The sequence below is a fragment of the Curtobacterium sp. NPDC087082 genome (assembly GCF_044745045.1).
Taxonomy (GTDB): domain Bacteria; phylum Actinomycetota; class Actinomycetes; order Actinomycetales; family Microbacteriaceae; genus Curtobacterium.
Genome location: NZ_JBIUZN010000006.1, coordinates 51951 through 66532 on the forward strand (window position 1 = coordinate 51951; position 14582 = coordinate 66532).

Annotated in this window: 12 protein-coding genes; 10 read left to right on the forward strand and 2 right to left on the reverse strand. The window is 71.9% G+C overall.

What is annotated here, in order from left to right; genetic code table 11:
* Window positions 1–69: 69 nt before the first annotated feature.
* The gene (locus ACIPEP_RS16075; RefSeq protein ID WP_070417011.1) at window positions 70–885 is read left to right on the forward strand and encodes an AraC family transcriptional regulator; all 816 of its coding nucleotides are present in this window, start codon (window positions 70–72) and stop codon (window positions 883–885) included.
* A 303-nt stretch (window positions 886–1188) separates the two neighbouring features.
* Here ACIPEP_RS16075 and ACIPEP_RS16080 read toward each other — a convergent pair whose 3' ends face one another.
* Window positions 1189–3078: a glycoside hydrolase family 15 protein gene (locus tag ACIPEP_RS16080; RefSeq protein WP_402717817.1), complete on the reverse strand. Its 1890-nt coding sequence runs from the start codon at window positions 3076–3078 to the stop codon at window positions 1189–1191.
* A 55-nt stretch (window positions 3079–3133) separates the two neighbouring features.
* Window positions 3134–4198: an App1 family protein gene (locus tag ACIPEP_RS16085; protein WP_071294809.1), complete on the reverse strand. Its 1065-nt coding sequence runs from the start codon at window positions 4196–4198 to the stop codon at window positions 3134–3136.
* Between the two features lie 145 nt (window positions 4199–4343).
* On the opposite strand from ACIPEP_RS16085, the gene ACIPEP_RS16090 reads away from it, so the two are divergent.
* From ACIPEP_RS16090 to cydC, 9 genes are all read left to right on the forward strand, one after another.
* Window positions 4344–4991: a TetR/AcrR family transcriptional regulator gene (locus ACIPEP_RS16090; protein WP_175496097.1), complete on the forward strand. Its 648-nt coding sequence runs from the start codon at window positions 4344–4346 to the stop codon at window positions 4989–4991.
* Between the two features lie 179 nt (window positions 4992–5170).
* Entirely contained in the window at window positions 5171–6040 is an 870-nt protein-coding gene (locus tag ACIPEP_RS16095) for an ABC transporter ATP-binding protein (protein ID WP_070418671.1), read from the forward strand.
* Complete coding sequence (locus ACIPEP_RS16100) at window positions 6037–6759, forward strand: ABC transporter permease (protein WP_070418672.1); 723 nt, start codon at window positions 6037–6039, stop codon at window positions 6757–6759. The genes ACIPEP_RS16095 and ACIPEP_RS16100 overlap by 4 nt, the downstream gene beginning before the upstream one ends.
* Window positions 6756–7496, forward strand: coding sequence for an ABC transporter permease (locus ACIPEP_RS16105; RefSeq protein WP_070418673.1), 741 nt, complete (start codon window positions 6756–6758; stop codon window positions 7494–7496). Before ACIPEP_RS16100 ends, ACIPEP_RS16105 begins: the two co-directional genes overlap by 4 nt.
* A complete protein-coding gene (locus ACIPEP_RS16110; protein ID WP_070418674.1) occupies window positions 7493–8428 on the forward strand; it encodes an ABC transporter substrate-binding protein in 936 nt (311 codons plus the stop codon). Before ACIPEP_RS16105 ends, ACIPEP_RS16110 begins: the two co-directional genes overlap by 4 nt.
* 268 nt (window positions 8429–8696) lie before the next feature.
* The gene (locus ACIPEP_RS16115; RefSeq protein ID WP_070418675.1) at window positions 8697–10109 is read left to right on the forward strand and encodes a cytochrome ubiquinol oxidase subunit I; all 1413 of its coding nucleotides are present in this window, start codon (window positions 8697–8699) and stop codon (window positions 10107–10109) included.
* Window positions 10109–11113 carry a cytochrome d ubiquinol oxidase subunit II gene (cydB, locus tag ACIPEP_RS16120; protein WP_070418676.1) on the forward strand — a complete coding sequence of 335 codons (1005 nt, stop codon included), beginning with the start codon at window positions 10109–10111 and terminating at the stop codon, window positions 11111–11113. Before ACIPEP_RS16115 ends, cydB begins: the two co-directional genes overlap by 1 nt.
* A 9-nt stretch (window positions 11114–11122) precedes the next feature.
* Window positions 11123–12811 carry a thiol reductant ABC exporter subunit CydD gene (cydD, locus tag ACIPEP_RS16125; RefSeq protein ID WP_402717818.1) on the forward strand — a complete coding sequence of 563 codons (1689 nt, stop codon included), beginning with the start codon at window positions 11123–11125 and terminating at the stop codon, window positions 12809–12811.
* Window positions 12808–14556 (forward strand): thiol reductant ABC exporter subunit CydC, encoded by a 1749-nt coding sequence (gene cydC, locus ACIPEP_RS16130; protein ID WP_402717819.1) that lies wholly within the window; start codon window positions 12808–12810, stop codon window positions 14554–14556. Before cydD ends, cydC begins: the two co-directional genes overlap by 4 nt.
* Window positions 14557–14582 lie beyond the last annotated feature (26 nt).

Here is a 14582-nt window from a genome sequence, read left to right on the forward strand (position 1 = left end):
GCCGGACGGTCACGGTAGCGTTCGGTGGCCCGCCGGACCCGGCGCGCGGATCGTCGAACGGAGGCTCTCGTGACGTCCTCCGACCAGCCGTTCGACTACCGCTCCGGCGGCGACGAGCACGTCTCCCTCCGGAAGATCCGCACCGGTGGGCCGCAGGCAGGCACGATCGGCCCCCGCCCCGACCACGTCGTCTTCGTGCTCGCCAACGGCCGGGCGACGCTGACCGCCGACGACGGCAGCGAGTGGGACGTCGGGCCCGGACGACCGATGATGCTGTCGGCACCCGTCGCGTACGCGTTCGACACCGACGCGACCGCGATGACGCTCCTGCACGTCGCGCCCGCGATGCTCGGCGACGCCGAGGAGCCGTCCGAGTTCGTGCAACCGGACGCCGCCGACCCCGGCGTCGAACCCCTGCTGACCCTGCTGCGCGAGGTGACCGACCGCATCCTCGACCCCGACCTCGACGCCACCGAGCGGGCGGCGCTGAACCGGCGGGTGGCCACGGTCGTGCTGTCAACGTTCACCCGGTCCCGCTCCGACGTCGAGCACCGGCTGCGTCGCGCCATCCGCTTCGTGCACGACCACGCGGACGAGGACCTCGAGGTCGCGGACATCGCCGCCGGCGCGGAGCTCAGCGAACGGGGTCTGCAGGACCTGTTCCGCCGCCGCCTCGCCGTGACACCGATGCGCTACCTCCGCGAGGTCCGTCTCGACCGCGTGCACCTCGAACTCACGTCCCGCCGGGGCGGGGTCGTGACGGTCCGCGACATCGCGCGGCGCTGGCGCTTCGCGCACCTCGGCCGGTTCGCGGCCTCGTACCGGCAGCGGTTCGGCGAGAGTCCGCACCAGACGCTCCGGCGGTCGGGCCGTTCCGAGGGCTGACCAGCCGGACCCCGTCCAGGAGGCGGGGGGGGGGGGGGGGCCCCCCCCCCCCCCCCCGGGGGGCGGGCGGGGCCCCCCGGGGCCCCCCCCCCACCCCCCCCCCCCCCCCCCCCCCCCCCCCCCCCCGGTGGGGGGGGGGGGGGGCGGGGGGGGGTGGGGGGGGGGGTGGCGTGGGGTGTCCGCTGGCCGGGCCGGGGGCCCCGGGGTGCGCGCCCCCCCCCCCCCCGGGGGGGCCCGCGGGCGGGGGGGGGGGGGCCCCGGGGCCCCCGCGCCTCCCGTCCGTCTGCGGTCACGACCACCGCGTCAGGCGGGTGTGCCGGCCCGCTCGCCCTCTCCGGTCCACGACCGGGTGCCGCCGTCGTGCACGGCGAGTCGCGTCCGGTGGCCGGCCGCCGTGCCGCGCGCCCGCGCGATCGCGTCCGCGGCGGACACGAGCGTGAGGTGCGACAGCGCCTGCGGGGTGTTCCCGATGTGGTGGCCGGTCGCGACGTCGATCTCCTCGGAGAGCATGCCGACGTCGTTCGCGTAGCCGACGAGCACGTCCATCAGCCGCTCGGCGTCCTCGACGCGCCCGGACGCGGCGTACTGCTCGACGAGCCAGAAGGAGCACGCGAGGAACGGGTGCTCGCTGCCGGAGAGCCCGTCGAAGCCGGACGAGGTGCGGTACCGGAGCACGAGGCCGTCGTCGCCGGTCCGGAGGTCCTGCTCGATCGCGGCGACGGTCCCGGTCATCCGCGGGTCACCGGGCTTCACGTAGCCGATCTGCGGCAGGACGAGCAGGCTGGCGTCGACCTCGTCGGTGTCGTAGTGCTGGCGGTAGCTGCCGCGCTCGGCGTTCCACCCGTGCTCCTCGATCTCGGCGCGCACCTCGGCGCGGAGGGTCCGCCAGCGGTCGACGGGGCCCTCGAGGCCGAACTCCTCGACGGCTGCGACGCCGCGGTCGAACGCCGCCCAGATCATCGCGCGCGAGTGCGTGAAGTGTCGACGGGGCCCGCGCATCTCCCAGATGCCGTTGTCGGGCTCCTGCCAGTGCTCCTCGACGTACCCGAGCAGGGCGCGCTGGAGTGCCCACGAGTCGGCGTTCTCCTCGACGCCGAGCTCGCGGGCGTCGTGGAGCGCGGCGAGGACCTCGCCGAAGACGTCCCCCTGGTACTGCGTGTAGGCGCCGTTGCCGATCCGGACCGGCGTGGAGCCCGCGTACCCGGGCAGGTTCGGCAGTTCGCGTTCGGGGAGTTCGCGCTCCCCGGCGATGCCGTACATGATCTGCACGTCGGCGGGGTCGCCGGCGATCGCGCGGAGGAGCCAGCCGCGCCAGTGCATCGCCTCGTCGCGGTACCCGTGCGCGATGAGGGACGCGAGGGCGAGCGAGGCGTCGCGGAGCCAGACGTAGCGGTAGTCCCAGTTGCGTTCGCCGCCGGGGTCCTCGGGCAGGCTGGTCGTCGCGGCCGCCACGACACCGCCGGTCTCGGCGTGGGTCATCGCACGGAGCAGGAGGAGCGACCGGCGGGCCGCCTCGGCGTACCGGCCCTCGGTCCGGGCGGTGGCCATCCAGTCCCGCCACCAGCGCACGGTGCGGTGCAGGGCCTCGTCGACGTCGAGGGGCTCCGGCGGCTCGCGGTGCGACGGGTACCAGGTGAGGACGGTGTCGAGCACGTCGCCGTCGTGCACGGCGGTGGTGGCGGTGTGCCGGTGGTCGTCGGCGCGGAAGCGGACGCCGCGGACGATCACGGACCCGGGTCCCGCCGTGGCCAGCAGTGCGGGGTCCTCGTCGCCGCCGATCTGCCGGACCCAGGGCAGTGCGAGGGCGTAGTCGAACCGGATGCGCAGCGTCTGTCGGAGCTCCACGCTGCCGCGGAGCCCCCGCACCCGCCGGACGATCGTCGCCCGGTGCGCACCGATCGGCATGAACTCGGTGACCTCGACCACGCCGGTGCTCGTCGTCCACACGGTCGCGAGCACGAGCGTGTCGTGGTCGTACCGGCGGGTCGCGGTCGCGTCCGGGTCCGTGGGGCGCAGGGTCCAGTGCCCGTGGTCCTCGGTGCCGAGGATCGAGGCGAAGGTCGACGGGCTGTCGAAGCGGGGCAGGCACGCCCAGTCGACGGTGCCGTCGCGCCCGACGAGCGCGGCGGTGTAGGTGTCGCCGATCAGCGCGTGGTCCTCGATGCGGTTGGTCGGTGTGTCAGCCGGGCTCATGGGCCGATCCAACCACCGCCGCCTCGGGAGGCCGGGGTGGTTGCTGAGGGATGGCTCAGGCCGGGTCGTCCGGGTCGGCACGGGTGATGCCGACCCGTGCCAGCTCGGACCACATGCCGGCGCCGTCCGGGGCGTAGACCCAGGGCGCCGAGGACTCGCGCGAGCGTTCCTGGGCGCGGGACCGCCCGCCGGCGAGGACGGCCTCGCTCGTGGAGAGCTGGCGGATGGCGACGCCCGCGACGTTCTCGGGGTGCGCCCGGGCGAACTCGCCGTAGAGGGACTCGTCGTGCTGCCCGTCGTCGCCGACGAGGAGCCACTGCACGTGCGGGAAGTCCTGGGCGAGTCGTTCGAGGTTCTGCTGCTTGTGGAGCTGGCCGCTGCGGAAGAACCGGTCGTGCGTGGGACCCCAGTCGGTGAGCAGCAGGGTGCCGGAGGGGTAGAGGTTCCGGCTGAGGAAGCGCTGCAGCGTCGGCGCGACGTTCCAGGCGCCGGTGGAGAGGTAGACCGTCGGGGCACCGGGGTGCTGCGCGAGGACGCGTTCGTACAGCACCGACATCCCCGGGACGGGCCGGCGCCCGTGCTCCGTGAGCACGAAGGAGTTCCAGGCCGCGAGCATCGGGCGGGGGAGCGAGGTCACCATGACGGTGTCGTCGATGTCCGACAGCAGCCCGAACCGTGTGTCCGGATGCACGATGAAGACGTCGGCCTCGACGTCGCGCATGCCCCCGGCGGACAGCTTGATGGTGCGCCAGCCCGGCTCGAGGTCGATCGGCACGATGGTGTCGACCACGCCGCCGCGGTCGGACTGCACCACGTGCGAGGTCCCGCCGGCGGTGATCGTGACCTCGGCGTCGTCGACCGCGACGCTCGTGAAGCTCCGCCAGCCGCGCACGCCGTAGAAGGAGGCGTCGGATGCGAGGCCCCGACGCGTGAGGAGGACCCGGCAGAGGACGCGGACCCACCCGGGTGCGCCGTAGCCGGTGTACGGGATGACGGTCGGCACCAGCCCCCGGCGGCGCGCCCGGTGCTCGCGGAACTCCTGGACGGCGTCCTCGATGCGGGCCGCCCGGTGGAGGATCGGCTCGGCCAACGACGGCTCGTGGGGCGTCGGGTCGGGCATCGCCCCATCATTCCACGTCCGACCTGGCACACGTACGACCTCACACGTGTACTGGGAGAGTCGCAGCGATATTCCAGCCGGTCTCTGCGACAGTTGTGACCGTCACACCCACATGAGTCGCGCTGTCGGCGCAAGAGGAGAACACGTGCTCGTCACCGAGGTATCGAACGCACTGCCGGGGGGATCATCACTGCTCAGGAACGAGCCGGTCCAAGCCCGCAGTTCGGCGCGCCTCGCCGGCCTCCTCGACGCCGCGGCCGCGGTGATCGACGAGATCGGGTTCGAGCGCCTGACCACCGCGATGGTGGCCGAGCGGGCGGGGGCGTCCATCGGTACCGTCTACCGCTACTTCCCGGACCGCATCGCCGTGGTCGAGGCACTCGCGATCCGGAGCACCCAGCGCCTGGCCGAGCGGTTCATCACCGCCCTCGACACCAGCGAGGCGACGACCTGGCAGGCCGCCTGCGACGCGCTCATCGACGTCACCGCCGAGATGTACCGCACCGAGCCGGGCTTCCGGGCGATCCGCTTCGGCGACGCGGCGGACACCGGCACGGGCGACGCCGAGGACCGGATGGCGGCACTGGGGAGCGCCGTCGCCCACATCATGCACGAGCGGTTCGGCGTGCCGACGGGGGAGCGCATCGAGCGGACCTGGGTGGTCCTCGCCGAGTCGTCGCACGCCGTCCTCGCGCGGGCGCACCGAGACCCGGCGAACCCCGAGACCGCACTGATCGAGGAGTACCGGGCGATGAGCCGCGGGCACCTCGAAGCGGTGATCGCCGCCTCCTGACACGCCGAGCGGCAATCCGACGACGCCTGTCCTCCGAACAGGAGAGACGGGCGTCGTCGCGTCCGGACGCTGCGCACGCGCTGTCCGGGACACGACACACGCCGTCACGGCTGAACGGGTGTCACACCCGACGGGTACTCTCACCCGGAGTCGGGCTACCTCCGAACAGAAGGGCACCCATGATCGAGTTCCGCTCGGTGCGCAAGACCTACCCGGACGGCACCAACGCGGTCGACGACTTCAGCCTCGTCATCCCCTCGAGGACCACGACGGTCTTCGTCGGGTCGAGTGGCTGCGGCAAGACCACGCTCCTCCGGATGATCAACCGCATGGTCGACCCCAGCGCAGGTGCCGTCGAGATCGACGGGGAGGACGTCGCGGGCGTCGACCCGGTCAAGCTCCGCCGCAGCATCGGCTACGTGATGCAGAACGCCGGGCTGCTGCCGCACCGCAAGGTCGTCGACAACATCGCCACGGTGCCGCTGCTGACGGGGGTCCCGAAGGCCGACGCGCGCCAGCGTGCCCTCGAGCTCATGGACACGGTCGGGCTCGACCGTGCCTTCGCGAACCGGTACCCCTCGCAGCTCTCCGGCGGACAGCAGCAGCGCGTCGGCGTCGCCCGCGGACTCGCGGTCGACCCGAACATCCTGCTCATGGACGAGCCCTTCGGTGCCGTCGACCCGCTCGTGCGGAACGACCTGCAGGACGAGCTCATCCGGCTCCAGCGCGAGCTCGGCAAGACCGTGGTGTTCGTCACGCACGACATCGACGAGGCCTTCAAGCTCGGCGACCAGGTCGTCATCCTCAAGAAGGGCGGCGAGATCGCCCAGCTCGGCACCCCCGCCGAGATCCTCGCCGAGCCCGCCGACGACTTCGTCGCGAACTTCATCGGCGCCGGTCGCGGCCGCCGTGCGCTCCGCGTCGAGCAGACGCCGACGGGGCCGATCGTCGTCGACGGTGAAGGACGTGCCGCCGGTGTGCTCACCGGTCCGGTGCAGGTCGTGGACGCGGCCGAGGCAGTGCCCCAGGAGCAGCGGGGCGACGCGTGAACTGGGTCCTCGGCAACACGGACACGATCAGCGACAACCTGATCGCGCACGTCTGGCTGGCGATCCCGCCGATCGTCATCAGCTTCCTGCTGTCCGTCCCGATCGGCCTGCTCGTGTCGCGCCTGCGGAAGCGCAACGGGGTGGCCCGGGGGACGGCCTCGACGATCGTCGTCGTCGCGAGCCTCTTCTACACGATCCCGGCGCTGCCCCTCTTCCTGGTGCTGCCCGCGATCATCGGCACGAGCACCCTCGACCCGGTGAACGTCGTGATCGCGATGACCATCTTCGGCGTGGCCCTGATGGCCCGGTCCGCCGCCGACGCCATCGACGCGGTCGACCAGGACGTCGTGGGGGCGTCCGAGGCGCTCGGGTACTCGCCCGCGCAGCGGTTCTTCAAGGTGGAGCTGCCGCTCGCCGGTCCGGTCCTCCTCGCGGGTATCCGGGTGGTGTCGGTGTCCACGATCAGTCTCATCACGGTCGGCGCGCTCATCGGCGTGCCGAACCTCGGGTTCCTGCTCACCGACGGCCTCAAGCGCGGCATCAGCGCCGAGATCCTCACGGGCATCGTCCTGACCATCGTGCTCGCGCTCGTGTTCGACGCGCTGCTCGTGGCCGTGGGTCGGCTCGCGATGCCGTGGACACGGGGGAGCGGCCGCAACGCCCGTGCCGTCCGACGCCGCGCCGCTGACGACGTCCGAGCGAACGAGGTCTCCGCATGAACCTCTTCGCCCAGGGCATCGCCTGGATCTTCGACCCGGCGAACAACGTCGGGTCCGACGCCGTCGGCGTCCGGCTCTGGGAGCACGTGTGGATCACGTTGCTCACGGTCGCCATCGCCGTCGCGATCGCCGTGCCGGTCGGCCTGCTGATCGGGCACACCGGCAAGGGACGCTCGATCGCGGTGGGCGTCTCCGGCGGCATCCGCGCGCTGCCGACGCTCGGCGTCCTGACGCTGCTCGCACTCTCGATCGGCCTCGGACTCGGGGCGCCGCTCATCGCACTCGTCATCCTCGCGATCCCGTCGGTGCTCGCCGGCGCGTACTCCGGCGTCGAGGCGATCGACCGCGTCGTGATCGACGCCGCCAAGGCGCAGGGAATGACCGGGTGGCAGATCCTCGGCAAGGTCGAGATCCCGCTCGCCCTGCCGCTCATCGTCGGCGGCATCCGTGCCGCCGTGCTGCAGGTCGTCGCCACCGCGACCCTCGTCGGCTACATCAACGCCGGCGGACTCGGCGGCTACGCCTTCTCCGGCATCGCCAACTCGGACTACGCGGAGGTGCTCGGCGGTTCCCTCCTGGTGATCGCCCTCGCCATCGCGTTCGAGATCGTCTTCGCCGCGCTGCAGCGGCTCGCCGTCCCCGCGGGTGTCTCCGCCGGGTCGGCGCGTCTGTCGCGTCGGAGCACCCGCAGCTCAGCACCACGAGCATCAACCCCTGTGGAAGGAACCCACCCGTGATCACAGCAACGACCCGGCGTCTCGCCGCGACGATCGCCGTCGCGTCCGCGGCCGCCATCGCCCTCGCGGGCTGCTCGTCGAGCGACCCGCTCTCCTCCGGCTCCGGCGGTGGGGACTCCAAGACCATCGTCGTCGGCTCGCAGGCGTACCCGTCGAACGAGATCATCGCCGAGCTCTACGCGCAGGAGCTCGAGCACGAGGGCTTCACCGTCACCAAGAAGCTCAACATCGGTCAGCGCAAGGCGTACTGGCCCGAGGTCGCGAAGGGGAGCATCAACGTCTTCCCGGAGTACAACGGCAACCTGCTCAACTACCTCCTGCAGGAGGACGGCAAGTCCACCACGACCGAGACGACGACGGACGGCATCAACACCGCGCTGAAGTCGGCCCTGCCGTCGGACGTCAAGGCGCTGCCGTCGGCCGACGCCTCGGACGCCGACACCTACACGGTGACCCAGGCGACGGCGGACAAGTACGGCTTGAAGTCCATCGCCGACCTCTCGAAGATCGGCGGGACGATCTCGATCGCCGCCAACCCGGAGTTCGCCACCGCCGCCTACGGTCCGAAGGGCCTCAAGGAGAAGTACGGCATCACCGGCGAGGTCAACCAGCAGAACGACTCCGGCGGCCCGCTCACGATCAAGGCGATCCAGGACGGTGACTCGCAGGTCGCGGACATCTACTCCGCCAGCGCCTCGATCAAGACCGAGAAGCTCGTCACGCTCGAGGACCCGGAGCACCTCGTGCCGGCCAACAACGTGACCCCGATCGTGTCGAAGGACCTCGACTCGAAGGCCGCGGACGCCATCGAGAAGGTGAACAAGCTCCTCACGACCGACGCGCTCATCGAGCTCAACCGTCAGAACTCGGTCGACCAGAAGTCGGCGGCCTCGGTCGCCAAGGCGTTCCTGCAGGACAACGACCTGCTGTAGCACGCAACAAGCACTGAACGACAGGTGTCGGGCAACTGCCCGGCACCTGTCGTCGTTCCGGGATCAGGTACCCGCACCGTTGTTCCGCACGGTTGTGCCGTGCAATCCCGCTGCACATCCGTGCACTGAGGGTTCTACAACTTGTCGAACCATGTGTCCGCGAGGTAACGTGTTCGTGTCCCAACGGTTGTGACAGCAGAAGTTCCCCTCCACAGGAAGCAACTGACGTGCACCAACAGCGCGCGGCGAACCGGCTCGGAAACGCCGCATGAACGACATCCTCGATCCGCTCCTCCTGTCGCGGTGGCAGTTCGGTCTGACGACGATCTACCACTTCCTCTTCGTCCCGTTGACGATCGGCATGGCCGTCGTCGTGGCCGTGTTCCAGACGGCCTGGTACCGGACGGGGCGCGCGCACTACCTCCAGCTGACCCGGTTCTTCGGGCGCATCTTCCTCATCAACTTCGCGATGGGCGTCGTGACGGGGATCGTGCAGGAGTTCCAGTTCGGCATGAACTGGTCGAACTACTCCCGGTTCGTCGGTGACGTGTTCGGCGCCCCGCTCGCGCTCGAGGGCATCCTCGCGTTCTTCTTCGAGGCGGCGTTCATCGGCATCTGGATCTTCGGGTGGGACCGCCTGCCGAAGGGCCTGCACCTCGCGAGCATCTGGTGCGTCAGCGCCGGCACGATCATGTCGGCGTACTTCATCATCGCCGCGAACGCGTTCATGCAGCACCCGGTCGGCTTCTCCATGAACGAGGCCAAGGGGCGTGCGGAGCTCACGGACATCTGGGCCGTGCTCGGCAACAAGGTCGCGCTGGCCGCCTTCCCGCACACCCTGTTCGCGTGCTTCATGGTCGCCGCCGCGGTGATCATCTCGGTCGCCGCGTACCACCTGGCGCGCAACCAGAACCTCGAGACGATGATGCCGGCGCTGAAGTTCGGCATGTGGACGATGCTGGCCGCGGGGGCGCTCACGGTGCTCACCGGCGACCAGCTCGGCCTCACGATGGTCGACACCCAGCCGATGAAGATGGCCGCTGCCGAGGCGCTGTACAACACCGCCACCGGCAAGGACGCCTCGTTCTCGATCTTCACGCTCGGCACCCCGGACGGCGTGCACGAGCTGTTCTCGATCCGTGTGCCGTACCTGCTCTCGTTCCTGTCGACGCACACGTTCAACGGCACGGTCGAGGGCATCAACGACCTGCAGGCGCAGTACTCGCAGGTCTACGGCCCCGGCGACTACAAGCCGATCATCTGGGTGACCTACTGGTCGTTCCGCTGGATGATCGCGCTCGGTGTCGGCGCGGTGCTGGTCTCGCTCGTCGGGCTCTGGCTGACCCGCAAGGGCCGGTTCCCGACCCAGCGGTGGGTCTGGCGCATCGCCACCTGGACCGTCCCGCTGCCGATGGCCGCGATGATCGTCGGCTGGATCTTCACCGAGATGGGCCGCCAGCCGTGGCTCGTGTTCGGGTTGCTCAAGACGAGTGACGGCGTCTCGCCGAACGTCACCGGGGTCGAGGTCCTCATCTCGCTCATCGTCTTCACGCTCATCTACGGCTCCCTGGCGGTGGTCGAGTTCCGGCTCATCAAGAAGGTCGCGCAAGAGGGCCCCGCCGCCCCGGCGGAGGTCGACGAGGAGACCGGCGAGGTCAAGCACGAAGTGACGGTCTACTGATGGATCTCCCCGTTCTCTGGTTCGCGATCGTCGGCGTCTTCTTCGTCGGCTACTTCGTCCTCGACGGCTTCGACTTCGGGGTCGGCATGTCCCTGCCGTTCCTCGGCAAGGACGACACCGACCGTCGGGTCCTGATCAACACGATCGGCCCGGTGTGGGACCTCAACGAGACCTGGGTCATCGTCGCGGGCGCCTGCCTGTTCGCGGCGTTCCCCGAGTGGTACGCCACGATGTTCTCCGGGTTCTACCTGGCGCTCCTGCTCATCCTCGCCGCGCTCATCGCCCGCGGCGTCTCGTTCGAGTACCGGCACCAGAACAAGCACCTCGAGTGGAAGCGCCGGTTCGACCTCATGATCATCGTCGGCAGCGCGGTGCCGTCGTTCCTCTGGGGCGTCGCGTTCGGCAACGTGGTCCGGGGCATCCCGATGGACGCCGGCCACAACTACACCGGCACGGTGTTCGACCTGCTCAACCCCTTCGCGTTGCTCACCGGCGTGGCGACGCTGCTGGTGTTCTTCACGCACGGCGTCGTCTTCGTCGCGCTGAAGACCGAGGGTGAGATCCGTGCGCGTGCGAAGCGCCTCGCGACCCGGGCGGGCGTGCTGACGATCGTCGTCGGCGCAGCGTTCCTGGTCTGGATGGCCTTCGTGCGGTCCACCCCGACGTCGATCGTCCTGTCGGTCGTCGCCGCGCTCGCCCTGGTCCTCGCGGTGCTCTGCACCGCCTGGGGCAAGGAGGGCCGGGCGTTCACGCTCATGGCGGTCACCATCGCCGCGATCGTCCTGGCGATGTTCACCGCGATCTTCCCGGACGTCATGCCCGCGACGAACGACCCGGCGAACAGCCTGAACGTCTACAACGCCTCGAGCGGCTCGTACACGCTCACGGTGATGAGCTGGGTGGCACTGATCTTCGTGCCCCTCGTGTTCGCCTACCAGGCGTGGACGTACTGGATCTTCCGCAAGCGCGTGTCCCGGGCCCACGTGACCCAGGCCGCGCACTAGGCGGCGACGGTGAAGCCGCTCGACCCGCGCCTGCTGCGGCTGTCGCGGACGGCCCGTGGCTTCATCGTCGCGGCCGCCGGCACCGGTGTCCTCCGCACGCTCGCGACCATCGCGATCGCGTGGGGGATCGCCGCGGCGGTGACCCTCGGCGTGGACGCCGTCCGTGACGGCAGCGTCCCGGACGCGTTCACCCCGGCGCTCGCGCTCCTCGGCGCGGCGTTCGTCGTCCGGGCCGTGGCCGCCTGGGCCACCGACGACCTCGCCGCACGTGCAGCGGCGAAGGTGAAGAGCGAGCTGCGCGCGACCGTCCTGGCCCGGGCGGCCGAGCGCGGACCGTCGTGGCTCGCCGAGCGCTCGAGTGCGGCCTTCGCGACCACGCTCGGCCCCGGGCTCGACGCCCTCGACGCCTACTTCGGCCGGTACCTGCCGCAGCTGGCCCTCACCGCGATCGCCACGCCGATGCTCGTCGTCGCGATCGGGCTCGGCGACCTGACCAGCGGCCTGATCGTGCTCTGCGCCCTGCCCGTGATCCCGGTGTTCATGATCCTCATCGGCCTCGCGACGCAGGCGCTCCAGCGGAAGCAGTCGGACGCGCTCGCGAAGCTCGGCGGTGCCTTCACCGAGGCGGTCGAGGGGCTGGCGACGCTCAAGGTCTTCGGCCGTGCCCGGCGCCAGGTCGGACGCATCGGCACCGTCACCGACGAGTACCGCCGTGGCACCGTCGGGGTCCTGCGGCTGTCGTTCGTGAGCGGGTTCGCGCTCGAGCTCGCCGCGAGCCTGTCCGTCGCGCTCGTCGCGGTGTCGATCGGCATCCGACTCGTCGACGGCTCGCTCGGGCTCGGCGCCGCGATGTTCGTGCTCGTCCTCGCTCCGGAGGCCTTCGCCCCGATCCGCCAGGTCGGCGCCGACTTCCACGCGGCACAGGACGGCGTCGAGGCCTCGACCGCCGTGCTCGACGTCCTCGACGACACCACGGCGCCCGCGGCGCGTCCCGGAGCCGTCCCCGCCGCGGACCACCTGGTGCTGGACCGACTCACCGTGCGCCGTCCCGACGTCGTGATCGGTCCGCTCGACCTCCGCGCCCGACCGGGCACGATCGTCGTCCTGGCCGGCCCGAGCGGCTCCGGCAAGTCCAGTCTCATCGCCGCGGTCCGCGGAGCCCTGCCCCACGACGGCACGGTGACCGTCCCGGGTCCCGACGGCAGCACGGTCGCCGAGCGCACGACCTGGGCCGACCAGCGCCCACGACTCGTCCGCGGCACGATCGCCGAGAACGTCGCGCTCAGCGCGACCCCCGACGAGCCAGCGGTCCGCACCGCCCTGGGCGAGGCGGGGCTGGGACTCGACCCGCGCCTCCAGGTCGGTTCCGGTGGCAGCGGCCTGTCCGGCGGCCAGGCGCAGCGCGTCGCGGTGGCGCGCGCCCTGTACCGCGCGCGGCGGACGGGGACGCAGCTCGTGCTGCTCGACGAGCCGACCTCCGCGCTGGACGCCGACGCCGAGGCGCACGTCGTCCGCACGCTCCGCCGCCTCGCCGACGACGGGGCCGTCGTCGTGGTCGCGAGCCACCGGCCCGCGGTCGTCGCGGCGGCGGACGTCCGCGTCGACGTGCGGCCGGACGGCGCGGTCGCGGTCGCCCGAGTCGACGGGCGACCTGGTGACGCGGTCGCGGTCACCCGGGCGGACGGGGTGCGGGCATGACCCGGGAGGCGCGAGGGGCCCACGACGCCGGTTCCGGTCCGACGCGCCAGCGGCGGGGCGGCCGTGCCGGCGGGGACGCCTCCGTCCTGCGGCTCGCGATGCCGCACGGGGCCGGTTGGGCGAAGGCGGTCACGGCCGGTGCGCTCAGTGCGGTCTGCGCCGTGGCGCTCCTCGCCGCGAGCGGGTACCTCATCACGCGTGCGGCCGAGCACCCGCCGATCCTCTACCTGACGCTCGTGATGGTGGGTGTCCGCGCGTTCGCGCTCGGCCGTGCGGCGCTCCGGTACGTGGACCGCCTCGCCGGACACGACGCCTCGTTCCGGCAGCTCGCGGTCGTGCGCACCGAGATGTACCGCCGACTGTCGTCGATCGCTCCGGCGGGACTCGGCTCCACCGGTCGCGGCGACCTCCTCACGCGGCTCGTCACGGACACCGACCGGCTGCAGGACCTGCCCATCCGCGTCGTCGGTCCGCTCGTGTCCGCCGGCGTGGCCGCGCTGCTCTCCGTCGTCGCGGTCGCGTTCGTGTCGGTGCCGGCGGCGCTCGTGCTGCTCGTCGCCCTCGCCGTGGCCGCGCTGCTCGGGTCGGTCGTCACCCTCTCGATCGCACGGCGCTCCGACGAGCAGACGGCCGCGGAACGCGGGCACGTCGCCGACCTCGTGCTCGACACTGTGCGGACGCTCGACGTCTTCGCCGCCTACGGCACGCTCGACGAACGGCTCGACCACATCGCCCGGCTCGACGCCCGGGTGACCGCGGCCGTGCGGCGCCGGGGGACGATCGAGTCACTCGTCGGGGCCCTGGTCGGCCTCGTCGGTGGTGGCGCGGTCATCGGGATCCTGGCCGTCGGCGCCCCCGCGGTCGTCACCGGCGCGCTCGACGGACCGCTCTGGGCCCTCGCCGTGTTCGTGCCGCTCGCCCTGTTCGAGGTCGTCGGCGGGGTCCCGCTCGCGGTGCTGACGCTGCGCCGGGTCCGAGCCGCGGCCGACCGGGTGGAGCGGGTCGTCCCGGCGGAGGTGCCGGCCGGCATCGTCCCGGAGCCGGACGCGGACGCCGATCCCGCTTCGCTCGTGGTCGACGGGCCCGTCGCCGTCTCGCTGCGCGACGTGACGGTGCGCTGGCCCGGTGCCGCGGCGGCCGCCGTCGACCGGGTGTCGTTGGACCTCCGACCCGGCGAGGTCGTCGTGCTCGAGGGACCGAGCGGCGCGGGCAAGTCGACGCTCGTGGACGCGCTCGTCCGGTTCGTCGACCACGAGGGCTCGTACACGCTCGACGGGGTCGAGGCGAGGGACATGCACCCCGACGCCGTCCGCGCCCGCGTCGGGTTGATCGAGCAGGACCCGTTCGTGTTCGACCAGTCCGTGCGGCAGAACCTGCTGTTCGCCCGCGACACCGCGACCGACGAGGACCTGCTCGCCGTGCTCGACCGGGTCGGGCTCGGGTCGTGGGTGCAGCGACGCGGTGGACTCGACGCGGGCGTGGGGGAGCGCGGTGCCCTCGTGTCCGGCGGGCAGGCGCACCGGCTCGCGCTCGCCCGGGCGCTCCTGCACGCGTTCCCGGTGCTCGTGCTCGACGAGCCGACGGCCGACATCGACCCCGACCTCGGCGACACCGTGCTGCGCGACCTCGTCGGGGCCGCGCGGCAGGACGGCAGGACGGTCGTCATCGTGTCGCACGTGCCGGTGGAGGCGGACCTCGTCGACCGGACGCTGCGGATGCGCGACGGGCGGCTCGCGGCGGTGTGAGCCGAGCACCTGCCGGCGGTGGGTCG

Bases quoted from the DNA above. Each gene is read 5' to 3' on its own strand.
- cydB (WP_070418676.1), top strand. From the start codon at position 10,109: ATGGATCTCCCCGTTCTCTGGTTCGCGATCGTCGGCGTCTTCTTCGTC.
- ACIPEP_RS16115 (WP_070418675.1), top strand. From the start codon at position 8,697: ATGAACGACATCCTCGATCCGCTCCTCCTGTCGCGGTGGCAGTTCGGT.
- cydC (WP_402717819.1), top strand. From the start codon at position 12,808: ATGACCCGGGAGGCGCGAGGGGCCCACGACGCCGGTTCCGGTCCGACG.
- ACIPEP_RS16085 (WP_071294809.1), bottom strand. From the start codon at position 4,198: ATGCCCGACCCGACGCCCCACGAGCCGTCGTTGGCCGAGCCGATCCTC.
- ACIPEP_RS16105 (WP_070418673.1), top strand. From the start codon at position 6,756: ATGAACCTCTTCGCCCAGGGCATCGCCTGGATCTTCGACCCGGCGAAC.
- ACIPEP_RS16095 (WP_070418671.1), top strand. From the start codon at position 5,171: ATGATCGAGTTCCGCTCGGTGCGCAAGACCTACCCGGACGGCACCAAC.
- ACIPEP_RS16080 (WP_402717817.1), bottom strand. From the start codon at position 3,078: ATGAGCCCGGCTGACACACCGACCAACCGCATCGAGGACCACGCGCTG.